This window comes from Thermococcus sp. (assembly GCF_027012695.1).
Lineage (GTDB): Archaea > Methanobacteriota_B > Thermococci > Thermococcales > Thermococcaceae > Thermococcus.
In genome coordinates this window covers 18982-41604 of record NZ_JALUYR010000138.1, presented here as the reverse complement: position 1 = coordinate 41604, position 22623 = coordinate 18982, and the positions used below count along the sequence as shown (strand labels likewise).

28 protein-coding genes are annotated in these 22623 nt (G+C 53.5%); 14 read left to right on the top strand and 14 right to left on the bottom strand.

Going from position 1 to position 22623, the window contains the following annotated elements; translation table 11 throughout:
* Positions 1-38 precede the first annotated feature (38 nt).
* The 4 genes from MV985_RS09315 to MV985_RS09300 all read left to right on the top strand — a co-directional run bounded on the left by MV985_RS09315 (position 39) and on the right by MV985_RS09300 (position 3636).
* The gene (locus MV985_RS09315) at positions 39-767 is read left to right on the top strand and encodes a sulfite exporter TauE/SafE family protein (RefSeq protein ID WP_297465613.1); all 729 of its coding nucleotides are present in this window, start codon (positions 39-41) and stop codon (positions 765-767) included.
* A 48-nt stretch (positions 768-815) separates the two neighbouring features.
* Positions 816-1094, top strand: a complete 279-nt coding sequence (locus tag MV985_RS09310) for a hypothetical protein (protein ID WP_297465610.1) — start codon at positions 816-818, stop codon at positions 1092-1094.
* A gap of 307 nt (positions 1095-1401) precedes the next feature.
* Positions 1402-2652, top strand: a complete 1251-nt coding sequence (locus MV985_RS09305) for a hypothetical protein (protein WP_297465608.1) — start codon at positions 1402-1404, stop codon at positions 2650-2652.
* A gap of 51 nt (positions 2653-2703) precedes the next feature.
* Entirely contained in the window at positions 2704-3636 is a 933-nt protein-coding gene (locus tag MV985_RS09300) for a helix-turn-helix domain-containing protein (protein ID WP_297465606.1), read from the top strand.
* 4 nt (positions 3637-3640) lie between these two features.
* On the opposite strand, the gene metG is transcribed toward MV985_RS09300, so the two are convergent.
* Positions 3641-5869 (bottom strand): methionine--tRNA ligase, encoded by a 2229-nt coding sequence (gene metG / locus MV985_RS09295; protein WP_297465604.1) that lies wholly within the window; start codon positions 5867-5869, stop codon positions 3641-3643.
* 108 nt (positions 5870-5977) lie between these two features.
* Complete coding sequence (locus MV985_RS09290; RefSeq protein ID WP_297465602.1) at positions 5978-6241, bottom strand: hypothetical protein; 264 nt, start codon at positions 6239-6241, stop codon at positions 5978-5980.
* A gap of 50 nt (positions 6242-6291) precedes the next feature.
* On the opposite strand from MV985_RS09290, the gene MV985_RS09285 reads away from it, so the two are divergent.
* Positions 6292-6639, top strand: coding sequence for a 6-carboxytetrahydropterin synthase (locus MV985_RS09285; RefSeq protein ID WP_297465600.1), 348 nt, complete (start codon positions 6292-6294; stop codon positions 6637-6639).
* A gap of 462 nt (positions 6640-7101) precedes the next feature.
* On the opposite strand, the gene MV985_RS09280 is transcribed toward MV985_RS09285, so the two are convergent.
* On the bottom strand, positions 7102-7599 hold the full coding sequence (locus tag MV985_RS09280) for a DUF192 domain-containing protein (RefSeq protein ID WP_297465633.1): 498 nt from the start codon (positions 7597-7599) through the stop codon (positions 7102-7104).
* A gap of 98 nt (positions 7600-7697) precedes the next feature.
* On the opposite strand from MV985_RS09280, the gene pfdA reads away from it, so the two are divergent.
* Entirely contained in the window at positions 7698-8123 is a 426-nt protein-coding gene (gene pfdA, locus MV985_RS09275) for a prefoldin subunit alpha (RefSeq protein WP_297465597.1), read from the top strand.
* A gap of 33 nt (positions 8124-8156) precedes the next feature.
* A complete protein-coding gene (locus MV985_RS09270; RefSeq protein ID WP_297465595.1) occupies positions 8157-8456 on the top strand; it encodes a prefoldin subunit in 300 nt (99 codons plus the stop codon).
* Here the strand turns inward: MV985_RS09270 and MV985_RS09265 are convergent.
* The 9 genes from MV985_RS09265 to MV985_RS09225 form a co-directional block, all read right to left on the bottom strand.
* A complete protein-coding gene (locus MV985_RS09265; protein ID WP_297465593.1) occupies positions 8437-8997 on the bottom strand; it encodes a 2-oxoacid:ferredoxin oxidoreductase subunit gamma in 561 nt (186 codons plus the stop codon). The genes MV985_RS09270 and MV985_RS09265 overlap by 20 nt on opposite strands.
* Positions 8994-9839 (bottom strand): 2-oxoacid:ferredoxin oxidoreductase subunit beta, encoded by an 846-nt coding sequence (locus tag MV985_RS09260; protein ID WP_297465631.1) that lies wholly within the window; start codon positions 9837-9839, stop codon positions 8994-8996. Before MV985_RS09260 ends, MV985_RS09265 begins: the two co-directional genes overlap by 4 nt.
* Positions 9839-10987 carry a 2-oxoacid:acceptor oxidoreductase subunit alpha gene (locus tag MV985_RS09255; RefSeq protein WP_297465591.1) on the bottom strand — a complete coding sequence of 383 codons (1149 nt, stop codon included), beginning with the start codon at positions 10985-10987 and terminating at the stop codon, positions 9839-9841. The genes MV985_RS09260 and MV985_RS09255 overlap by 1 nt, the downstream gene beginning before the upstream one ends.
* Positions 10984-11496, bottom strand: coding sequence for a 2-oxoacid:ferredoxin oxidoreductase subunit gamma (locus tag MV985_RS09250; protein WP_297465589.1), 513 nt, complete (start codon positions 11494-11496; stop codon positions 10984-10986). Before MV985_RS09250 ends, MV985_RS09255 begins: the two co-directional genes overlap by 4 nt.
* Before the next feature lie 80 nt (positions 11497-11576).
* A complete protein-coding gene (locus tag MV985_RS09245) occupies positions 11577-11864 on the bottom strand; it encodes a nucleotidyltransferase domain-containing protein (RefSeq protein ID WP_297465587.1) in 288 nt (95 codons plus the stop codon).
* Position 11865: 1 nt separating this feature from the next.
* Positions 11866-12720 (bottom strand): 2-oxoacid:ferredoxin oxidoreductase subunit beta, encoded by an 855-nt coding sequence (locus MV985_RS09240; RefSeq protein ID WP_297465585.1) that lies wholly within the window; start codon positions 12718-12720, stop codon positions 11866-11868.
* Positions 12720-13910: a 2-oxoacid:acceptor oxidoreductase subunit alpha gene (locus MV985_RS09235; RefSeq protein ID WP_297465584.1), complete on the bottom strand. Its 1191-nt coding sequence runs from the start codon at positions 13908-13910 to the stop codon at positions 12720-12722. Before MV985_RS09235 ends, MV985_RS09240 begins: the two co-directional genes overlap by 1 nt.
* A gap of 3 nt (positions 13911-13913) precedes the next feature.
* The gene (locus tag MV985_RS09230) at positions 13914-14183 is read right to left on the bottom strand and encodes a 2-oxoglutarate ferredoxin oxidoreductase subunit delta (RefSeq protein ID WP_297465629.1); all 270 of its coding nucleotides are present in this window, start codon (positions 14181-14183) and stop codon (positions 13914-13916) included.
* A 144-nt stretch (positions 14184-14327) separates the two neighbouring features.
* Positions 14328-15302, bottom strand: coding sequence for an archaeosine biosynthesis radical SAM protein RaSEA (locus tag MV985_RS09225; RefSeq protein WP_297465582.1), 975 nt, complete (start codon positions 15300-15302; stop codon positions 14328-14330).
* A 58-nt stretch (positions 15303-15360) separates the two neighbouring features.
* On the opposite strand from MV985_RS09225, the gene surE reads away from it, so the two are divergent.
* The 6 genes from surE to MV985_RS09195 all read left to right on the top strand — a co-directional run bounded on the left by surE (position 15361) and on the right by MV985_RS09195 (position 19763).
* Positions 15361-16146 (top strand): 5'/3'-nucleotidase SurE, encoded by a 786-nt coding sequence (gene surE / locus MV985_RS09220; protein WP_297465580.1) that lies wholly within the window; start codon positions 15361-15363, stop codon positions 16144-16146.
* Between the two features lie 173 nt (positions 16147-16319).
* Positions 16320-17582: a hypothetical protein gene (locus MV985_RS09215; protein WP_297465578.1), complete on the top strand. Its 1263-nt coding sequence runs from the start codon at positions 16320-16322 to the stop codon at positions 17580-17582.
* Entirely contained in the window at positions 17579-18136 is a 558-nt protein-coding gene (locus MV985_RS09210; protein WP_297465576.1) for a hypothetical protein, read from the top strand. The genes MV985_RS09215 and MV985_RS09210 overlap by 4 nt, the downstream gene beginning before the upstream one ends.
* Before the next feature lie 44 nt (positions 18137-18180).
* Positions 18181-18675, top strand: coding sequence for a hypothetical protein (locus MV985_RS09205; RefSeq protein WP_297465574.1), 495 nt, complete (start codon positions 18181-18183; stop codon positions 18673-18675).
* 111 nt (positions 18676-18786) lie between these two features.
* The gene (locus MV985_RS09200; RefSeq protein WP_297465573.1) at positions 18787-19278 is read left to right on the top strand and encodes a hypothetical protein; all 492 of its coding nucleotides are present in this window, start codon (positions 18787-18789) and stop codon (positions 19276-19278) included.
* A gap of 17 nt (positions 19279-19295) precedes the next feature.
* Entirely contained in the window at positions 19296-19763 is a 468-nt protein-coding gene (locus tag MV985_RS09195) for a hypothetical protein (protein WP_297465571.1), read from the top strand.
* A 17-nt stretch (positions 19764-19780) separates the two neighbouring features.
* Here MV985_RS09195 and ftsY read toward each other — a convergent pair whose 3' ends face one another.
* A complete protein-coding gene (ftsY, locus tag MV985_RS09190) occupies positions 19781-20686 on the bottom strand; it encodes a signal recognition particle-docking protein FtsY (RefSeq protein ID WP_297465569.1) in 906 nt (301 codons plus the stop codon).
* A gap of 128 nt (positions 20687-20814) precedes the next feature.
* Positions 20815-21261, bottom strand: a complete 447-nt coding sequence (locus MV985_RS09185) for a hypothetical protein (RefSeq protein WP_297465627.1) — start codon at positions 21259-21261, stop codon at positions 20815-20817.
* Positions 21262-21383: 122 nt separating this feature from the next.
* On the opposite strand from MV985_RS09185, the gene MV985_RS09180 reads away from it, so the two are divergent.
* Positions 21384-22616: a BMP family ABC transporter substrate-binding protein gene (locus MV985_RS09180; RefSeq protein WP_297465566.1), complete on the top strand. Its 1233-nt coding sequence runs from the start codon at positions 21384-21386 to the stop codon at positions 22614-22616.
* The last annotated feature ends 7 nt before the right edge of the window (positions 22617-22623 follow it).

Sequence of the window (22623 nt, the reverse complement as noted above, 5' to 3'; positions counted from 1 at the left end):
GCCGTCAGATTTTAAAACCCCCTTCCATACTGATCCCCATGTTCCCTTACGTCATTGATTTCATCGCTGGACTTGGCATTGGTTTCATCGCGGGACTGCTTGGGGTTGGCGGTGGCTTCCTCATAGTTCCGACACTGGTCCTCATGGGTGAGTCCATCCACGTCGCCATCGGGACGAGTTTGGCGTGCATAACGATAAGCTCCCTGGCCTCGGCCTACACCCACCTCCGCAGGGGCGCGGTTCTTTTCCGGGTCGTCCTGGTCAAGGAGGCCTTCTCAATACCGGCCGCCTTTTTGGGCGCATACCTTTCATCCCTCCTGCCCGAGGCCATTTTAAGAACGGTTTTCGCGGTCCTTCTCGTGTACCTTGCCTACTCACTCCTGAAAAAGGGGAACGGGGCAGATGGCCCGACAGCGGTCAACTACCGCCGCGTCCCTCTGGTGGGATTTCTCGCCGGGTTGATGAGCGGACTGCTCGGGATAAGCGGGGGGATCCTGAACGTTCCCCTCTTCCACACCTACGTTGGAATACCAATGCGCTACGCGATAGGGACGTCCAGTCTGGCCCTGTTCTTCACGGCCCTCGCGGGTGCCATCGCCCACTACCGCCTGGGTCAGGTCGACCTTCACACCGCCTTCCTCCTGGCCCCGGGCATAATCCTGGGTGCCCATCTTGGGGCCATCTCCGCTCACAGGACCCGGCCCGCGACCCTCCGGAGGGTGTTCGCCCTCCTCCTCGTCGCGGTTGCCATTAGGATGGTTCTTTGAGAGGCAGGTTTATCAAGCGGATTTTCAGATCACAGGGAGGTGGTGTTAATGGAGCTGTTCGAGAGGGTGAAGGAGGCCTATGGGATCGAGATAAGGGACGAGAACGACATGACGAACGCCTGGAAGCTGGTTGAAATACTCAAGGAGAGGGGATGGGTGGTCTACATCATCACCGCGAAGGGGAGGGAGCAGGTTGACGCCTGGCACCCCAGCTTCGGCTCGTTATTCGCCCAGTTCGGTGAGAACCCTGGCTTTAGAAGTGTTCTGGAAGGTATCTGCAACGTTGCACTCATTGTAAAGGAGCTTGAAAAGAAGGGGACACTCTAAAACGTTCCTCTCGTCCGAGTCCTCAAATAGGGCCCCGGGCTATTCCAGACCGGTAACTCCCGCGAGGGGACATCTACCTATCGAGATTCTCAAGCGCCCCAGGAGAAGGGTGAGGGTAATGATACTGGAGGACCGGAGAAGTCGGGGTTTTAGGGTTAATAGGGATGAGAAAAGCCTTCAATCCCTCCATGTTTCTTCTTTAATGCCCTCCTGGGAAAGAGAAACCCGAAGAAACGTTTTGAAACGAACAAAGTCCGCCGGGTTCCTAATATAGGTTCGGAGCATAATCCCACATCGGGTGAAGGCCATGAATATGAGTGTGAAAACACTGCTGGTGCTCTCCATAGGAGCACTGATACTGCTCAGCACCGCTGCATGGGCGGCCAGCGTAAACACCACGGCAACCACGACCCCGGTGAGTGGTCAGACCACACCGGTTAACACCATCCCCGTAACCAACGACACTTCGGTTAACACGACCAGCGCCACCAATAGGACGAACACTGGCGGCGTTCAGGCGTACAACCTTCTTGTGATCCTGGATAAGGTCGCCAACTACACCGCCGGCCTGATAGCGGAGCTCAACGCCAGCAACGTCACGATCTCCAACTACACCCTTGGTCTCTACTACCGGGCTGAGGCAACCCGCGCCCAGGCGTGGGAGCTTTACAAGGCGGGCAACCACAGTGGAAGCATAAACGCCTCTATAAATGCCCTTTACCTCTACAGGGAAGTCATCGAGGAGCTTACCGACTACTACGAGGAGTACAGGGAGAGGGAAATGGAGAACGAGCAGGAGTACTATGAGATAATAATGGACGCCAGGGAGGAGCTGCATCGGGCCGCGGAGTACCTCCCGTACGTTGAAAAGGTCATCGAAGAGGCCAAAGCGGAAGGTCTCAACGTTACCTACGTCACGGAGCTCTACAACGAGACCAAGGCCGCCTATATGGTCGTTGCCCGGGATCTCGCCAGTGGTAACCTCATCGCCCTCAAGGCGGACCTTGAGTATGCGGAGGAGCTCATGGACGAGCTTGAGGACGCCGTTGAAGAGCTCCAGGAGCAGATCGTTACAGCCAAAGCCGATGAGATCAGCCAGGCTTTTATGGAAAAGCTCCAGGAGCAGATGAGGTTCATGCAGAAGCTAATGGCAATGCTCGGGAACTCAACCATAAACGCCACATACCTTCAGGAGAGTCTGATAGAACTCCAGATCATGTACGAGGAGTTCAACGCCCTCATTGAGAGCGGCCGGTATGAGGAAGCCCTGGATATGCTCCACGACATCAACGAGGAGCTGAAGGACATAATCGAGGACACCAGGGAGATAGAGAGGGAGTACCGGGAAGGGAAAGAGCACGAGGACGAATACAGGGAGGACCACAAGGAGAAGGACGATCACAGGGACGAATACACCGACGATGAGTGTGATGATGACCGGAATGGGGAATATGAAGAGCAGGATGATCAGGATGAGAACAACGACCGCCAGGGGGACTCCGATGACGACGGCAAAAAGAAGGAGCGCAACGATTGGAACGAGTCGGAGGATGAGTGAATTTCCCCCTATTATTTTTATGGGATTCCCCAAACCTCGGGGGGTGCTTGGATGAGGAGCGGAGCAATATCGGTGCTTGCAATTTCACTCATGATCCTGCTCTTGCCCTCCATAAGCGGGCAGTATTCGGTCGAATCCCTTAGCCTTGGGGTCTATTCCGATGGGTACGTTAAGGTAAGTGAAGTTGTCCTCCCAGAGAACTACACGGTGAGTTTTTCCCTTCCACTGCCTTCAGTTAACGTTGAAGGGGTTGTCGTTCTCGATGAGAATGGAAACCCCCTGCCATACGAGATAAACGGTTCCACGCTTACCGTGTATTTTGAAAACGCTACCCGTGTTTGGATAACCTACTACACCCCTGATCTAACGTCAAAAAGCGGTGCCATATGGAGCCTTCGTTTCAACTCAACCGTGCCCGTTAAAATTACTTTTCCGGATAACGCCCTCATAGTTGGCCTTACAGACATACCCCTTGAGATAACGGGAAACTCAATACTAATGCCCGCTGGAAATCACACAATTTCGTATGTCCTCCAGTACAGACCCACCACAGAAGTGCCGACAACGTCCGTTCCGGAAACCACTGCGGAGTCTTCCAACTCATCACTGCCCCCTCATCCTGGCTCCTCACCAAACACTCCGGATAGAGACTCGACAAACTGGATAACGATAGGTACCCTGGCACTTCTTGTACTGGCTGCGGGGAGCGTTATCTATATGAAACACAGAAAAGATGAGGAAGAAACCGACATCAGCAGGGAGGACTTTGCGGGACGCCTCAAAGAGTACGAACTGACAAAGGACGAGGAGAAGGCCCTGCTCTACCTCTTCGACAGGGGTGGGAGGGCCAGACAGGCCGAGATAAGGGAAATGCTGGGCATTCCAAAGACGACAGCCTGGAGAATGTTCCAGCGCCTTGAGAAGCAGGGGCTGGTGAGGATTTACAAGAAGAAAAGGGATAACTGGGTGGAGCTCAGGCTCTGAGCCCTCACCGTATCCTTGCCCCGAGCTTCACCTCTTTATCGGGCATCAGCAGGGCGACGTTTTCGCCATCGTCGGCCGCGAGGAGCATTCCCTGGCTTTCAATTCCCCTGAGCTTCTTGGGCTCGAGGTTCGCTATGATGACGACGGTCTTGTTGAGCAGCTCTTCCGGCCTGTAGTACTTCTTGAGACCGGCAACGAGCTGCCTGACCTCTTCTCCGATGTCAACCTTTACCACGTAGAGCCTGTCGGCGTTGGGGTGGTCCTTGACCTCGATTATCTTCCCAACCCTCAAATCGAGCTTCGCGAAGTCGTCAAAGCTTACGTACTCCATCGTTTTACCCTCCTCAGCTTTTTCCTTTTTTCCAGGAGCCCTGGCCTCTTCGGCCTTTTCACTTTTCATATCAACTTCCCCGTAGATGCTCCTCAGGAGCGCCAGGGCTTCTTCCCTCCTCTTCTCCCCGAAGCGCTCTAAGATGACTTTGAAAACGTCGTCCCTCCTGTAGTACTTGTCGAGGAGCAGTCTGGCGCTCTCCGGGTTGCCCCTTCCTATGTAGTTCACTATGAAGTGAATTATATCCTCGTCGGTCACCTTCCTGAACATCGGCGTTGCCTTCCTGACGCGGTGGCCGGCTTTAATCTCGCTGAACTCCCACCTTTTGAGCTCTTCGAGGTTGAGGAGGTGCCATATCTTCTCGCTCGCGTCCGGCAGGAACGGCTCGAGGAGGATTCCGAGGGCCTTGACTATCTGAAGGGAGACGTTTACGGTTGTGGCCGTTCTCTCGCGGTCTGTTTTAGCGGTCTTCCACGGTCTCTGGTGGTCGAAGTAGCGGTTTCCGAAGATCGCTAACTCCATGACGCGCTTGAGGGCGTCCTTGAAGCGGTATTTGCTTATCAGCTCGCCCGTCTCCTTGAAGGCTTTTTCAATTTCCTCGAAGGCTTCTCTGTCACGGTCGTTCAGCTCGCCTCTCTCAGGCACAACGCCGTCGAAGTACCTGTTCACGAAGGTCATAGCTCTGTGCACAAAGTTTCCGAGGTTGTTCACGAGTTCCTCGTTAATCTTTATCTTGAAGTCCTCGAAGGAGAAGTCGCTGTCCCTCGTTTCGGGCATTATAGCGGTCAGGTAGTAGCGGAGGTAATCCGCCGGCCATACGTCAAGGAACTCGTGGACCCATATGGCCCAGTTCCTGCTCGTTGAGAACTTCCTGCCCTCGAGGTTGAGGTACTCGTTCGCCGGGATGTCGTGGGGGAGCAGCCAGTCGGCCTCGACTTCCCCGTCCCTGTATTTACCATAGGCCATCAGGAAGGCCGGCCAGAATATAGCGTGGAAGGGCACGTTGTCCTTGCCGATGAAGTGGATTATCCTGGTTTCACCGTCGAGGTTGAGCCAGAACTTCTTCCACTCGTTCTCCCTTCCTTCCCTCTTCAGGTGCTCGATGGTGATGCTGATGTAGCCTATTGGCGCCTCGAACCAGACGTAGAGCACCTTGCCCTTGACGTCCTCATCATCCAGCGGAACCGGGATCCCCCAGTCCAGGTCCCTGGTTATCGCCCTCTCCTCAAGGCCCTCGTTAATCCACCCAAGGACCGTGTTCTTGACGTTCGGCTTCCAGTGCTCTTGGCTTTCAACCCACTCCTTGAGCCTCTCCTGGAAGTCCCCCATTTTTATGTAGTAGTGAGCGGAGTCCTTGAAGGTTACGGGATTACCGCAGATGTTGCAGCGCGGGTTGATAAGGATCTCAGGAGTAAGCGGATGGCCGCAGACCTCACACTGGTCGCCACGCTGATTTTCGGCGCCGCAGTAGGGGCAGGTTCCGATAACGTATCTATCGGGCAAAAACATCTTGTCGTGCTCACAGTAGGCCTGCTTGGTGACCTTCTTTACGAGGTGGCCGTTTTCAAGTGCCTTTAAAAAGAACTCCTGGCTTAGCCTGTAGTGGACGGGCAGTTCAGTCCTTCCAAAGAAATCGAAGCTTATCTTGGCCCTCTCGAAGGTAGTCTTTATGTGCTCGTGGAACTCGTCAACTATCTCCCTCGGGCTCCTACCTTCTTTCAGCGCGCGGAAGGTTATCGGTGTTCCATGCTCGTCGGTACCGCAGACGAAGAGCACTTCCTCGCCTTTAAGTCTCAGATAGCGCACGAAGATGTCCGCTGGGAGATAAGCTCCAGCAAGGTGTCCCGCGTGAATTGGCCCGTTAGCGTAAGGGAGTGCCGATGTGACCATGTACCGCACCATTTTAACCACCGTCCGCCAATGGTCCTGCCCCCTTATAAGAACTGCGGGTTTTAAACATTACGGTGGGTTATTAAGTGCAGAGAAAAATATGCAGGGTTTGATATAAAATCACTTCCCCAGCGAAAGCTCCTTTGCCCTCACGATTATCGCGTTTTCAGGTAGTTCCACCTCACCGCGCGTTATTATCACCGTTCCTTCATAGGTCATCATCGTAACCTTCACCTTCTTGAAGCCGCCGGTTTCTCCAACTATCACGATGGGCTTCTCCTTCAGCTCAAGAAACTTCCTGAAGACCTCCTGCTCGACGAAGACGAGAACACCTCCAGCTATAACGCGGTTGGCGTCTATCGCCATTCCACATCCCATAGGCATCACCGTAAAGGTTTAAGACGCTGGGGCTGATTTGGTTTTCGGTGTGAGAGATGAAATCCCACGTTGTCGAGCGCTTTAAGTTCGAGGCGGCCCACGCAGTCATCCTAAACGGCAAACCGGAGGAGATACACGGTCACACCTTCAGGCTTGAAATAGCTGTTGAAGGTCCGCTGAGAAACGGCTATGTCATTGACTTCCTCCAGCTGAGGGCGATAGTTGAGGGGGTCATCAAAAAGCTCGACCACCGGAACCTCAACGCCCTCTTCGAGAACCCCACGACCGAGAACATAGCTTTGTGGATAGCGGGGGAGGTTGAGAAAAAGCTCCCCGAAGGGGTTAGGCTTTACCGTTTGAGGCTCTGGGAAGGGGACGAGAACGGGGTGGAGTTCGAGTTCTGAAAAATTCTTCTGAGAATTATTCTCGCGGGAATTTTTTTGTGGGCACTCTCAGGCTTGATAGAGTTGCATCACAAAGGAAAACTTCTTGGAATGTGGCTCAAACACTAGATGATACCTACGCTGACTCTTGGGGAGATCGAAACCATCTTGAAAAACTCGCCGGAGGGAGCTTTAGGAGAGGTTTAGGGTCAGGGAGATAGGGGTCTTTGGCTCCTACATCCGTGTGAGGCGACGGAGAGGGCGATATTCTCGTTGGACTTCTATGAGGTTTCCTTCTCTGCTGGGGTTCATCGAGCTTGAGGATCTCCTCTGTATCAAGGTTTGACCTCGTCATGAAATCTACCCTCAAGCCCAAGAGTGGAGAGCACGTGAAGAAGGAGGTTATCCACCTATGACGTTCCTCAGCATTTCCGTTCTCCCGAAGGAGGGTAGAATGCCAGCGCACCGCCGGGCTTAGGCTCATTAAAAAGAATCGGCATACACATTTTCGGCACCCTTATCTTTCACTTCCTGTACACCCTCCATCATCGCCACACCGCTGCCTGACCCCTTCAGGTCAATCTTTCCCGGGATCAGGGATTTGACGGGAATGGTCTTTCCCTTCTCCTCAGTCGGGGACCAGCTCATCAGATCGCCCTCCTCAACCTCTAGGGCTTTTATCAGTCCGACCGGCCCCTCGATGATGTACTTCGCGGCCTTCTTCGGTGCGTAAAGGCGCCACTTTTTGGCGGTCTTGAGGTCCACGACCCTCCTTGAGGAGTCGAGCCAGATTACATCGATGTCGGAGAGCATGAAGAACGTATGAATCGATGCGTTTATTCGGGTCTCTGCCGGGAGGATGAAGACGAGGGCGTGGTTGATACCTCTGGCGAGCATCAAACCGCGGAAACGCTTGGAGAATGTGTCGGCCACCCGGACGGGTCCGTGCCAGATCGTGCCCTTCGTCTCGTTGGTTATCATGCTCACCCCTACACCTCCCGGTTAATAAGTCTGCCGGCGAAAAGTTTTTAAATCACAAAATGTTACTAAAATATGAGAACGTTGGGGGGTGATGAAAGATGGTGGAGAAGAAGGTTAAGACCCCGGAGGAGATCCAGGACGAGATAAGGAGCTACCTCGGCGAGATCGAGTACCTCAGGAGCCAGGTCAGTGTTATTGACGCGACCATCGCCAACCTCAGGACCGTTGACGCGACCCTCGCCTACATCAAGGAGAAGGGCAAGGGCAAGGAAATCTACATCCCGCTCGGAAGCGGAATAGCGATAAAGGGCAAGATAGAGAAGCCCGACGACGTCATCATGGACGTTGGGGCTGGCATACTCGTCGGCGCTACCATCGACGAGGCCCGTGAGAACATCGAGAAGAGGATAAGCGCCCTCATGAGTCTGCGCCTGGCCCTCCTCAGGAAGATCGAGGAGGACAGCAGAAAGGTTACCGAGCTCCTCCAGGAGCTCCAGAAACTCCAGCCTGAGAAGAAGGAGTGAACCTCCTTCCAATCTTTTTTTGGAGGTGGTCCAATGGAGGCAGTGAGGATCTACGAGCTTGAGACCGAGCTGGCCAGGATCAGGGAACTCAGAAGGGCGATTGAACTCAAGATGAAGGAGCTTGAGTACGCCGAGGGGATAATAACGGCTGCAAAATCCGAGCGGAAGCTCTACCGGGCCTTCGCGGACCTGCTCGTGGAGATAACCAAAGACGAGGCCATAGAACACATCGAGAGAATGCGCCTCGCGTACAAGAGGGAAATCGAGAGGCTCAGGGAAAGGGAGAAGGAGATAATGGAGGAAATTGCCAGGCTCAAAGGAGCCCTTTCCTAGCCTTCTCACCCAGCTCAAACCCTTTTCTTAATGCCCTGAGGTTTATCTGCTCCGTTCCCCGGGGAACGGCGTCAACGGTCGCCTTCTCCATGGCCTCCCTGCCCACTATGCCCGTCCACGTCGTCAGTATCCCGAGGGTCAGGATGTTCATAGTGAGACTCAACCCTGTGGTTTCCTCCGCTATTCTCGTCAGGGGCAGTGCCAGGACCTCGAGCTTCTTCTCGAATTCGAAATCTCTGTTGGGGACGAGGTCGCTCTCCACTATCACCTTGGCCCCCTCTCTGACCGTGTAGAGATATTTGGAATAGGCCTCCTGGGAGAAGAAGGCCGCGTAGTCAGGATGGAGAGCCTTGGGGTAGTCTATCGGCTCGTCGCTTATGACCACCTCCGCCTTGCTCGCGCCTCCCCTCGACTCCGGGCCGTAGCTCTGCGTTTGAACCGCGTAGAGCCCTTCATAAACGGCCGCGGCCCTTCCAAGGATAACGCTCGCTAAGATGACTCCCTGGCCGCCGAAACCGCTGAAGAGAACCTCCTTCCTCATTCCTCCCACCCCATCATCTTCTTGGCGCGCTTCTTGTAGGCTTCATACTCCCGTACAAGGCCCGGTCTGTCCCTGTCGACAAATTCCCCTATCACGATCTTGCCCTCAAGCTCCTCCGGCTTCATCTTCTTGGCCTTTGCTAGAGGAACGGTTATCTTCTGGTACCAGCGGAGAAGCTCGGGAGATGTTTTCATCCGGTTCCTCCTTCCAAAGCTAACAGGACATGGACTGAGGAACTCGACGAGTGTAAAGCCCTCCTTCTGGAGCGCCTTTTTGATGCTGTTCATGCCCTGGAGGTAGTTGAAGACGCTCCACCTTGCCACGTAGTTGGCCCCGGCCGAAACCGCGAGCTGGGCTATGTCGAAGGGATTCTCGAACTGGCCGTAAGGTGCTGTCGTTCCCCTCAGACCCTTCAGCGTTGTCGGTGCGACCTGTCCGCCGGTCATTCCGTAGGTGAAGTTGTTGATGAGTATCACTGTAACGTCGAGATTCCTCCTTATGGCATGGATTAGGTGGTTCCCACCTATCGCGGCCGCGTCACCGTCACCCATGAAGGCGATTATCCTGAGGTCCGGATTGGTGAGCTTTATACCGGTTGCAAAGGCCAGCGCCCTTCCGTGGGTGGTGTGGAGGCCGTCGAAGTTGACAAAGCCTGGAACGCGGGAGGAACAGCCTATTCCGCTTACCCAGACTATTTCGTCCTGGTTGAGCCCGAGATCGTCTATCGCCCTGAGGGTAAACTGGAGGGCGGAGCCTATTCCACAGCCCGGACAGAATATCGTGGGGAGCATGTCCTTTCTCATGTACTTGTCGCGTATCTCGTAGGCGGACTTCAGGTACATCATCCCACCACCCTTTCAGCGATCTCCATCGGAGTGTGAACCTCGCCGCCTATCTTCGCTATCAGCTCAACATCGGCCTTTCCGTTTGCTCCTTCCCTGACGAGGTGATAGAGCTGCCCCATGTTCATCTCGGGCACGTATATCTTCCTCACGCGCTCCGCTAACTCCTCTATCACCTCAAAGTCGAAGGGCCATATCGTGTGAAGTTTGAGGAGACCCGCCTTAACCCCCCTCTCACGGAGAATTTTAACGGCCCTTATGGCGGAGCGCGAGACTATTCCTGTGCTTATTATCGCTATCTCGGCATCGTCGAGCTCAAAGGTCTCGTAGCTTATTATCTCGTCCCTGTGGTCGAGAATCTTCCTGAAGATCCTGCTTATAAGTCTCTGGTGGACTTCGGGCTCAACCGTTCTCGGTCTGCCGTGTTCGTCGTGGGTCAGACCGGTGACGTAGGTACGGTAGCCCTTTCCGAATATTGGCATTGGCGGAACTCCGTCGCCGTGCGGGTCCCCAAAGGGAAGCTTGGCCTCCTCCTCGTTCCTGGGCAGCTTGCGGTAGGTTATCTCTATCTCGTCCGGGTTGGGAATGTAAACCCTTTCACGCATGTGAGCCAGCTCTGCATCACCGAGAAGCACGACGGGGGTTCTGTACTTTTCGGCGAGGTTGAAGGCCCTTATCGTGAAGTCAAAGGCTTCCTGAACCGTTGAGGGGCTGAGAACGATGAGCATGTGGTCACCATGGGTTCCCCAGATGGCCTGCATTATATCTCCTTGAGCTGGAAAAGTCGGCTGGCCCGTTGAGGGACCGCCGCGCATCATGTTGACGACGACTATCGGTGTTTCGGTCATTATGGCATAGCCAAGGTTTTCCTGCATGAGAGAGAAGCCCGGACCGCTCGTTGCCGTCATTGCCTTCGCTCCCGCCCACGATGCACCGATTATCGCGGCTATACTCGCTATCTCGTCCTCCATCTGGATGCTCACGCCATCTACCAGCGGCATGTAGAGGGCCATCGCCTCGAATATCTCGCTGGCCGGCGTTATCGGGTAGCCGGCATAAAACCTGCATCCGGCAAGGATTGCCGCCCTCGCTACCGCTTCATCGCCCTGGATAAAATCGGATTTCCCAACTGGAAACGGGTATCTCATTTCGATCCCTCCTCATACCCAACGTTGAAGGCCCTGAGGTTTATCTCCTCCGTCCCCTTCGGAACGCGCCTCCTTATCGCTTTCTCAACATTTTCCTTCTTCACGACGCCCGTCTTGGCAACCAGATAACCCAGGGCCACCATGTTGACGGTCAGGGCCAGCCCCGTGGTTTCTTCGGCTATTCTCGTGAAGGGGGCGCCTATGTAATCCCTATCGGGCTTGACCAGGTCGGTGTCAATGATTAAGAGACCGTCCTCCTTCAGGGAGTCCTTGACCGTGTCGTAGCCGAGCTGGTGGAGGGCAACGAGAACGTCAGCCTTCGTGACCATTACGTCGTAAATCGGCTCTTTGGAAATTATAACGTCCGCTATGGAATGCCCACCCCTGCTCGCTGAACTGTAGTCCTGGGTCTGGACGACGTTGAGGCCCTCTATGGCCGCGGCTTCGCCAAGGATGACGCCCGCTAAAACGACGCCCTGCCCACCAATGCCAGCGAACCTAATCTGCATGAGTCACACCTCCAGATACGACTTTGTGAACTCCAAAAATTCCTTCGCGTATTCAATTATCTCCCGGGCTTCCACCTCGTTCATACTCTCACTCCCTCTGCTTTTGCGGTAGTGTATAGGCTGTCTTTTCTCGGTTCATGGGGCACTATCATTACTGACACTCCGAGTTCAAGTGTCAGCTCGGCGCTCAGCTTCCCAATCCTATCCCAGTCCTCGGGCCTTATTCCATCTTTCAAAATGATGAGAACATCGAGGTCACTGTCCTCGCGAAAGTCCCCCCTAGCCCGGGAGCCGAAGATTATGACCTCCTCGACCCTGTCTCCAAAGGTGTCTCTGATTCTCCTGCCCACCGACTCATACGGTTCCATTCTACTCACCCTTAAGCCCAAAGTGCTCCTGCACCTCGTCAATCAGCTTGTTAAGCTCGGTAACGAACTCCGGTCTCTCCCTGTTAACGAACTCGCCGATGACGAACTTGCCCTCAAGCTCCTCCTCGCTCATCTTTCTGGCCTTGCTTATCGGAACGCTGTTCTTCAGGAACCAGCGGAGCATCTCTGCCGGCTCCTTCATCCTGTTCCTCCTTCCGTACTGAACCGGGCACTGGGAGATAACTTCAACGAGGGAGAAGCCCTTGACGGTCAAGGCCTTCTTGATGCTTTCGATGAGCTGGTAGACGTGGGCAGTGGTCCATCTGGCGACATAAGAGGCTCCCGCTGAGGCTATCGTTTCGCTTATCTTGAGGGGATGCTCGATGTTCCTGTAGGGGCTGGTGGTGGTCTTAGCGCCAAAGGGAGTTGTCGGGGCCAGCTGGCCCCCGGTCATTCCGTAGATGAAATTGTTGACGAGAATAACAGTTATGTCTATGTTCCTCCTTGCCGCATGCAGGAGGTGGTTTCCTCCTATACTCGCCAGATCGCCGTCCCCGCTTATGACGACGACCTTCTTGTCCGGAAGGCCGACCTTAACGCCGGTGGCAAAGGCTATCGCCCTTCCGTGGGTCGTGTGGAGCGTGTCCGCCAAAAAGTAGGGCGAGGCTATCCATGCCGAACAGCCGATTCCGCTGACGACTACCAGATCCTTGGGGTCGAGCTTGAGCTGGTCAACCGCGTTGGCAAAGGCGTTGAGAACAGTTCCACCGCCGCAGCCGGGGCAGAGGGCCGTGGGAAGGGCTTCTTTCCTAAGGTACTTGATGAGCGGATATTTGGAATAGATCTCCTTGGCCATCAGGCAACACCCCTTATCTCGCGCAGGATTTCCTCAACTGTTAACGGAACCCCGCCTATCTTGTTGATTCCCCTTAGCAGAACGTCGTCGTTGACGAAGCGCTGAACCTCAAGAATCATCTGGCCGAGGTTCATCTCGGGAACGAGTATAGCCCTAACGCGCTTTCCTAGTTCCCTCATTCTCTCGCCCGGGAACGGGTGGACAGTCTTCGGTACGAAGAGGCCCGCTTTGATGCCCTCTTCTCTGGCCTTTAGGACAGCTCCAAGGGCCGGACGAGCGGTTACGCCCCAGCTGACGACGAGGATTTCAGCGTCGTCCGTAAAGTGCTCCTCGTACTTCTCGTAAACGTCCTTATTCTGCTCTATCTTCCTGTGGAGCCTCCTAACGAGTTTGTCGTGAACCTCTGGAGTGTAAACGTCCCTCAAACCGTTTTCCTTGTGGGTCGAACCGGTGACGTGGGTGAAGTAGCCGTGGCCGAAGAGCGGCATTGGCGGAACTCCATCGCCGTGCGGGTCTCCGAAGGGGAGTTTAGCCTCCTCCTCGTTCCTGGGCAGTTTGCGGTAGGTAATCTCCACTTCCTCAACGTCCGGAATCCTGACGAGTTCGCGCGTGTGGGCAAGAACACCGTCGAAGAGCATAACCACCGGTGTTCTAAGTTTCTCAGCTATGTTGAAGGCCCTTATGGTTTCCCAGAAGGCGTCCTGCCCGCTGATCGGGGAGAGGGCTACTATCGGGTGGTCCCCGTGGGTTCCCCATCTGGCCTGGAAGAAGTCCCCCTGAGCTCCCTTCGTTGCCTGTCCCGTTGAAGGACCGCTTCTCTGCACATCGACAAGAACGAGTGGTGTTTCGGTCATTATGGCATAGCCAAGGTTTTCCTGCATGAGAGAGAAGCCCGGACCGCTCGTTGCCGTCATCACCTTTAGCCCGGTCCACGATGCACCCACCATCGCCGCTATGCTTCCAATCTCATCCTCCATCTGGAGGTAATAACCCTGGAGCTTGGGCAACTCGCGCGCCATCGTCTCGGCTATCTCGCTCGACGGCGTTATTGGATAACCGGCGTAGAAGCGGCAGCCCGCGAAGATTGCACCGTAAGCGAGGGCCTCGTTTCCCTGCATGAAGTAGTTGCCGGGTTTGTAGAGCTTTTTGAGGAGCCCGATCTGTTCAGGCTCGTCACCTCTGATAATCATGCGTCACCACCTTACCGCGATGGCGAAGTCCGGGCAGAGCAGTTCACAGAGCTTGCACTTGACGCACTTTTCAGCGTGCACGGGAACCGGGTAATGCACGCCCTTTTCGCTCAGATCCTTGCTCCACTCGAAGACCTTTCTCGGGCACATCTCGACGCAGATTCCACAGCCCTTGCAGAGGAAAGTATCAACGTCAATTTCAACGATTCCTTCTGCCTTTCCGACAACTAGATAGCCCTTCTTTTCGACAACTGTGTTCGTGTTTTCAGCCATGAACATCACCCCATGACTGGAGCGTTTACGTTTGTCAACATTTAAAGCTTTCGTGAAGGGACATTGATGTCCATAAAAAAGACATTCGAATACAGTCGTGTATCGCGGGAAAAGTTTGGAGGGATTAAACCAAAATCCGAACACTCACCAGGTAATCAGCTGCCAGTCGAGAAGGCCGTTCTCGACGATGTAGCTCCACCCCTCCCTGCACTCCGGTGTGAGGTTCTCAAGGTAACTGACGTCCTGCGTTGCCGAGAACTTCTTTATGGCCTTTCCTATCGCCCGGTCGTAGTCCGTCAGGCAGTTGTGGGGTCCCCTCGGCGAGCCAGCTCCGACGGGGTCGCTGAGGATTCTCTTGTCTGGAAAGCGCTTCTTGGCCCATATGAGAACTTCAACCGCGCTCCAGAGCCACGGAGGTCTGTACTCCTTCTTCTCCCAGAGCCTCTCGTAGAGCGTCCCCTTCTGGATGTCGGTGATGTTTATTGAGAAGGTATCCGTGTAGGGCTCGGCTTTGATTATGCTCTCCTTGGCGTCCCTTATGCCGTCCCTCTCGGAGAGGAATATCGGCTTGAGCAGGAGGTAGGTTTTCACCTTTGCCCCCGCCTTCCGAGTTATCTCCGATGCCCTGACGAAGTCCTCGAAGGTGTTGCCCTTGTTTATGGAGACGTCCGCTATGTCGTCGTTCGCCGTTTCGAGACCTATTGCCACCTCGAAGTGCTTGTCTGGAACTATTTCGGCGAGCTCTTTAACGGCATCGTATCTAACGAGCTCGCTCCTGCTTTCTATGACGATTTCCTCGACGTTGTCCATCTTTGAGAGAATCTCAAATATTTTCCTCCTGGTTTCTGGCTTCAGCTCACTGTTGTCGAGGAAAGAGCCGGAGGTGAACATCCTCACAGCAAAGGGTCCCTTCTTGCCCTCGATTTTTTTGAGAGCCTCGCGGACGTAGTCGACTATCGCTTCCTGGCTCCACCTTACCTTCGGTGCCGCGGTCGGGTAAGCGCACATATAACAGGCCTTTCCTATTCGGAAGCGGTAGCATCCTATGGTCGGGAGGATTATGAAGAGCGCCTTTCCGGGCTTTCCCGCCACGTTGTCCTCGCTCGTCCAGTAGGTCATGTTCTCACCTGGAGGCGGTTGTGGACAGGGTTTTTAAAGGTGAGGTCGAGTTCTTACCATGTCGCGGATACTCTTAACGAACGACGACGGGATTTACTCCAACGGAATCCGCGCGGCCGTGAGGGCGCTGAGCGAGCTCGGCGAGGTCTACGTAGTCGCTCCCCTCTTCCAGCGGAGCGCGAGCGGCAGGGCCATGACGCTCCACAGGCCGATAAGGGCAAAGCTCGTGGACGTTCCCGGGGCAAAGGTGGCCTACGGGGTAGATGGAACTCCAACTGACTGCGTCATCTTTGCCATAGCACGCTTTGGGGACTTTGATCTGGCGGTCAGCGGCATAAACCTCGGCGAGAACCTCAGCACCGAGATAACCGTTTCTGGGACGGCATCGGCGGCCATCGAGGCGGCAACTCATGGTGTCCCAAGCATCGCGATGAGCCTTGAAGTGGACTGGAAGAAGACCCTCGGCGAGGGAGAGGGAATAGACTTCTCAGTCTCGGCGCACTTCCTCAGGAGAATTGCCGGGGCAATACTGGAGAACGGTCTCCCTGAAGGAGTGGACATGCTCAACGTGAACGTTCCGAGCGATGCAACCGAGAAGACCGAAATCACCATCACGAGGCTGGCCAGAAAACGCTACAATCCCACCATAGAGGAGCGCGTTGACCCGAGGGGACATCCCTACTACTGGATAGTCGGGAGGAGGACAAAAGAATTCGAGCCGGGGACCGATGCTTACGCCCTCAAGGTCGAGCGGAAGGTCAGTGCAACGCCGATAAACATCGATATGACTGCGGGGGTTGACTTTGAGGAAATTATGAAAATACTGAATTCCAAAATGTGGTAGGTTGGGTGCGCAACATCATCTATTCATTTATGGTGCTTTATTAATCATCCCCTGTTACGGAAGGTTGGCGGGAAACCGTGTAATTGTACTTATTATTCATGATAACGAATCGAGCAACGGATCTGAGAAAACTTTTTAAGAAGTTTTGCACATATTGAGTTCGATGATTCACTGTGAAAAGTAGGAAAACGGCCATTCTGTCGGTAGTTTTTTTTGCTGTTTTGGTATTGAGTAGCCTTGCCGGAGCTCTGAGCATAGGCCAGATACCAGCTAGGAACGGTCCCGTAACGCCCAGCGAGGCAACCCTCGTGGCCCAGAAGCACCTGCACGGGGCTTCGGAGCACATACCCAACTTCGAGGACTGGAAAAATTCAAAGCTCTCCCGGCCAGTGGTTTACTACTTCCCTAACGGAACCAAGAGCGCCTACGAGTTTACCGTGCTTGTGAACGGTAAGCCCGATGGATTCATACTCGTGGCTGCGCAGAGGTATATGCCTCCCATCCTGGAGTTCGGCAAGGGAGAAGCACCGAGTACTAGAATTCACTATGCGCAGAAAGTAGCGATGAACAAAGGGTACAAGGTTGGAAACCTCATCTACTATGGAGCACTAACCTATGGTCTCCAAATCGGATCAAACAAAATGCTGAGCTTAGTAGATCGTAAAGTGCAAAACGTACCAAAAAATATCAAATTCCATTTCAGAAAGTCAACATCAATAGCTGAGAATGAAATTTTGAAACCCACCACGTCCCGCTCCTCTGTATTCCCCCTTGAAGATGGAGGTAGCGATGAACACTTAGTTTCTGTGGTTAGATCTATACAAGGAGTTCCCGCATGGACTTCTACGGATAAAGGGGGTGCATCAACTCAATATCCATTCAATGTAGGGTCTGCACGTGATCCCTGGATAGACTGGGATGGATGTGCGGCAGTCGCTGCATCGATGATAATAGCATACTATGAGCCACAATTAAAAGATGAATGGGACCGGGAAGCGGTTATAGACGTACTCCACCACACTATGGGAATTGACGACAATACTGGGGGCTCAGTATGGACGACTCAAGTTGTGGGAATTGAAAACTTTAAGGAAGAGTGGGATTATCTCAGAGGATGGATAGTATATAAACCTGTATACCACGACTTCACAGCAACATTTTATGAGTATTGGACAGATATGGATGTGATTTCGGAGGTTAACAACAACCATCCATTTATGCTGGGCTTAGAAAATGGGGGTAGAGCATCTGATGGGACTGGCCCCTATGGGAACCACGCAGTTACTGGGGTTGGATATATCGCAGCTTGCTCAGAGGATTACTCCAACTGTGAACTTGTTTACATTGAAATTCATGATACATGGAATTTTGAAACGCACTACATTTACAATGGAAACTGGATTGATGCGGACATAATAAAGGTGAGAGCCTCATGAAAATTAAGCAATCTCAATGGTTAAGAGGATTTCTTTTTTTCCTGCTACTTTTTGTTTTACTCGCAACATTTTACTTGCCCCACTCTCTTCTAAGGAATGATGGCAATGATATTGCAAGCAACTCTTGCTTGGAATGCGTCCTAAAGGAGATGCTCTTACACTTTGAAAATCGGACAGAGGAAAAGTGGCTTTCCATAAATGTTTCAGGCTTTGATACTGGGTTTGAAGGAACGGTCTCCAATGGAACAACCCCCTTTAACGTTGCACTCTTCGTTTATGGAAACTTTAGTGAATGCATGGATCAGTTTAGGTTCCTAAAAAGCAATCTGACTGGCGATGTCATAAATGGCTCGGAAAACCGCTTTTGCATGTGGGAACTCCTTGGTGGAGACGAAAGCTACTACATTGAGTGTAGTGAGTTCAAAGGCACGGGCGTTCTCATAGTGGTGAACGGACATGACTGGCAGAGCGTTGCGAAACTCACATGGAGATTCCCGACTCAGAGATGTATTAGACCTGGAACGCGGATTGTTATTCAAACAGGCCATCAGTAATGTTCCAAACGGTTATAAATACACACCTGTGAGGAAATTATTGGGTGGAAGAAGTGAAGTTCCCTAAGATTATTGTGCACATTTCCATACTCCTCCTTGCAGCAATTTGGGAGTTCGTGCTCCTCTACTGGCTTCCGGTGGATTACTATATCGAGAGCGGAATGGTCTGGTTCGAGAACTGGACTGGCCCCGCTGGAAGGCCATACGTCTGTTGGATGGAGTACTCCCCCTCTCCAATCTTCATTGTTCTGGTTCTTCTTCCTGCGCTCATACTCCTAGCTTTGTATATTTTCCACAGGGATTCATCATTTAGAAATCTTGGCCTTTCCATGTTGTTTTCACTATTGGCTGTTACCATAGCACCAGTTTTCATACTCGACCTCTCCATCAATTCTATTCTCCTCATGCTCGTTTCCTTGAGCAGTGGGATCGTCCTCGGGAAAGACATTGGGGATAGGGCAATTCTTGTCTTTGGAGGATTTTTGCCGGGGCTGGTGGTGATATGGGTAATATCTGCTCAGTTCCACGGTGCGTGTTAGATATACTCTGGGAGGTGAAGTCCATGAAAGCAGGTGATGTAAGTCTCGCGTGGGGCAACTGGGAATCTAAGACGCACCTCGTGAAGATAGTTCCTAGGAGGAGGTAAGTTAATGCGCCCTAAGGAATTCATTCTATATGTTCTCTCTATTATTTTTGCAACGGTCTGGGAGCTTGTACTCGCTTATAATAGCCGGGCCATCAGTAAGTACTATATTGAGAAAGGCACAATTTTTTTCGAAAACTGGACCGGTGGAACAGGGGGGCCCTGCACTTCTTGGAGCAAATACTCCCCCTCATTAGAGTTTGTTCTCCTCGTCCTACTCCCTACACTCCTCCTGATTATCTTGTACCTTTGCTTCAGAGCGCCCGCCCTAAAGAAATCGGCACTCTCAATAGGGCTGCCCATTTTATCAGTAATTGTTACCTATTTTAAAACTACAGGATCGGGTGTTTTATTGGTTCTGATTGTTGTCTCGGCTGTGGTTGGTGGAGCAGTTGGGAAAGACAAGTGGGAAAAAGTGCTACTCAGTATTGCGGGCTTTCTACCAAGCCTTATAATAGGTATGATAATAGCGGCTGAACTCACACTCGTGTGGTGTTAATAGGGGTGGGGCGAACCATGAAGCTCCAAAGAAATCTCATCCATCTTTTTATCCTCGGGTTGGCTACTGCTTGGGGACTCTTCCTGGATTACAACCATCGCTGGTTGAGGGAATATCACATCAAAGGCGAGGCAATCCACATCTGGGGCGCGATTTATACCTGTCGTTTCCACTACTCCCCATCCCCTCTATTTGTTCTCCTCATCCTCCTTCCGGTGATAGTCCTTCTAACGCTGTATCTCCACTTCAGAAAGCCTGCCCTTTGGAGAGGGGGCGTAGAACTGGGGATTACAACCCTGACAGTCCTTCTGGTGCCCCTGGCAAACCCTTGGTGGGCTTTTAAGGCGCTGATTCTTGTTTCGATTGGCACCGGCCTGATAGCGGGCAGGGGCAAAGCGGAAAAGGCGCTGCTCTCCACTGAGGGCTTTGTCTACGGTTTCCTGGTTCTCTACCTGATACTGGGAGAGCCTGCAGTCAGGTGCTAAGGGAAAAGAGTTGGGAGTTACTCCTCCCCAAAAATCCTCCCCACGAACCACTTCTCGTCGAAGGGCTTCAAATCATCGTATCCCTGGCCGACGCCGACGAAGAGTATCGGCGCTCCAATCGCGTGGCTTATGCTCAGTGCCGCTCCTCCACGTGCATCCGCGTCGAGTTTGGTAAGTACCACACCGTCTATCTTAACGGCCTCGTTGAACTGCTTGGCCTGTTCCACAACGGCGTTTCCGCTCAGGCTGTCGCCGACGAAGATTATCAGGTCGGGCTTCGCCACCCTCGCTATCTTCTTCATCTCATCCATGAGGTTCCTGTTGAGTTCGTTCCTCCCGGCGGTGTCGATGAGGACAACGTCAACTCCCCTGGCTTTGGCGTGCTGAATAGCGTCGTAAGCTACCGCCGCTGGATCTGCTCCATAGGAGTGCTTTATGACCTTAACTCCAACCCTCTTCGCGTGCTCCTCAAGCTGCTCTATCGCTCCAGCACGGAAGGTGTCGCTCGCGGCTATGACCACCGAAAAGCCGTTCTTCTTGAGCCAGTGGGCTAGCTTGGCTATTGTTGTTGTCTTTCCCGAGCCGTTGAAACCGACGAAGGCTATGACGAAGGGCTTCTCCTCTTTCGATCTTATCATTTCGAGGAGGTTTATCCGCTTTTGCGGGGTCAGAATTTCCAGGACGGCATCTCTAACGGCTTTCTCAACGAGTGCCCTCTTGTCCGTACCGATCTTGACCTTCTGGCCGACGAGCTTATTTTTTATCCTTTCCTTGAGTTCCTCGACGGTATCAAGGGCCACGTCTGCCTCCAGGAGCTCCAGCTCAAGGTCCCAGAGAGCCTTCTCAACGTCCTTCTCGCTTATCTCGGTCTGGGAGACCTTGTCAACGAATGAGCCCAGCTTCTCCTTCAGCTTTCCGAACATCTCCCCACCACCGGACTAACGGAGATCGCGTCCTATATAATGGTTGTGAACGCCCTCGGCGATAGCTGGTGTCATCACCGCTCAGACCCGAAGCCACTCGTCATCGGGCGAATGGACTGCTGGAGTTCTCAGTACCTCCGGATGTAGGTCTTGGTCTCGACAACTCTTCCGCTCTCAAGGCGCATCACGTCAACCCGCTCGAAGCCAACGGTCTCCCTCTTGTATGCGATTAAATAATCAATGAAGTCCCTGATGCCGTAGCGCGTTATTGAATCCCTTACGTACTTCCCCTCGTAGAGGAGGACGAGCCTGTCCCTTTGTTCTGCCAGCCAGCGATGGAGCTTTTCCCGTTCTGCTTTCGGGCGCGAGAGGGGGTTCACTATCAGATAGACCTCGAAGTCGTCACTCTCAAAGGGCGAGCCGATGTAGACGTCACCCTTCACCTGGAACGGCAGGTACTCGGCGAGAATTTTCCTACCCCTTCCCCAGGAATTGAGGTATATCCTTGCCAGTTTCTTTCCGTTCCCCGTTATCAGGACCCTTCCGGAATTCAATCCCGCTATCTCCTTCAGCATTGCCATCGGAAAAACTTTCGGAAGGGGGTTAAAACCCTTTCCCAGGTTTTTCGGGCTTCGGGGACCGCAAACTATATATCCTCCATCGCGGGTATTCATCTGAAACTTTGCGGGGTGTTGCTATGAGGAAGTGGCTGAGTCTGTTTTTAATCGGCCTCTTGGCCATAAGCGTCGTGGCCAGCGGCTGTATCTCCTCAAACGGGGAGAAGTCAAAGACGAAGGGAGCCATAGCCATCGTCTACGACGTCGGTGGAAGGGGTGACCTGAGCTTTAACGACATGGCGTACCTAGGCGCCAGCAAGGCTGCCAAAGACTTTAACCTTGAGCTCGTCGAGATGCAGAGCAACAGCGAGGACGACTACGTCAAGAACCTTGAGACCCTCGCAAGCCAGAAGAAGTACCTCGTCATCATCGCCGTCGGCTTCATGATGACCGACGCGGTCAAGCAGGTAGCCAAGGAGTACCCCGATCAGAAGTTCGCAATCATTGACGGTTACATTCCGGACATGCCCAACGTCATGAGCATCCTCTTCAAGGAGAACGAGGGTTCAGCCCTTGCCGGTGCGCTCGCTGGTCTTATAGCGGCCAACGACGGCAAGGACAAGGTTGGAATCGTTCTCGGTATGGAGATCCCGGTTCTCTACAAGTTCGAGGCCGGTTACCGCTTCGGCGTCAAGTGGGCCGAGGACTACTACAAGCAGAAGGAGGGCAAGGACGTTAACATAGACGTCCTCTACCAGTACACCGGTACCTTCAACGATGCCGCCAAGGGTAAGGCGGCCGCCAGGGCCCAGCTCGCCCAGGGTGCCTGGGTCATTTACCAGGTTGCAGGCGGTACCGGACTCGGTGTCTTCGATGCCGTTGAGGAGGTTCTCAAGTCCCAGGGTAAGAAGATGGGCCCGCCGTTCGCCATTGGTGTTGACTCCGCCCAGGACTGGATCAAGCCGGGAGTTATAATAGCCAGCATGATGAAGCGCGTTGACGTGGGTGTCTACACCGCCGTTAAGGATGCCGTCGAGGGCACCTTCAAGGGAGGCATAGTCGAGCTCGGCCTCAAGGAGGGCGGTGTTGGACTCAGCACCGTTGACGACGTCATGGCGATGTTCGACTCCCTTCCGGAGGAGACCCAGAAGCAGAAGCTTAGGGACCTCGGATTCAACAGCAAGGAGGAGCTCAGGCAGTTCCTCGAGCAGACCAGGAAGCAGGTTCCGGACTGGATCTGGGACGCGGTCAAGGAGCTCGAGGGCAAGATCAAGACCGGGGTCATAAAGGTTCCGGCTCCGATGGACAAGGATGGCATTGAGAAGGTCAGGAAGGCCAAGACCTGGCAGGAAATGATGGAACTGGCCAAGTGATCCTCTC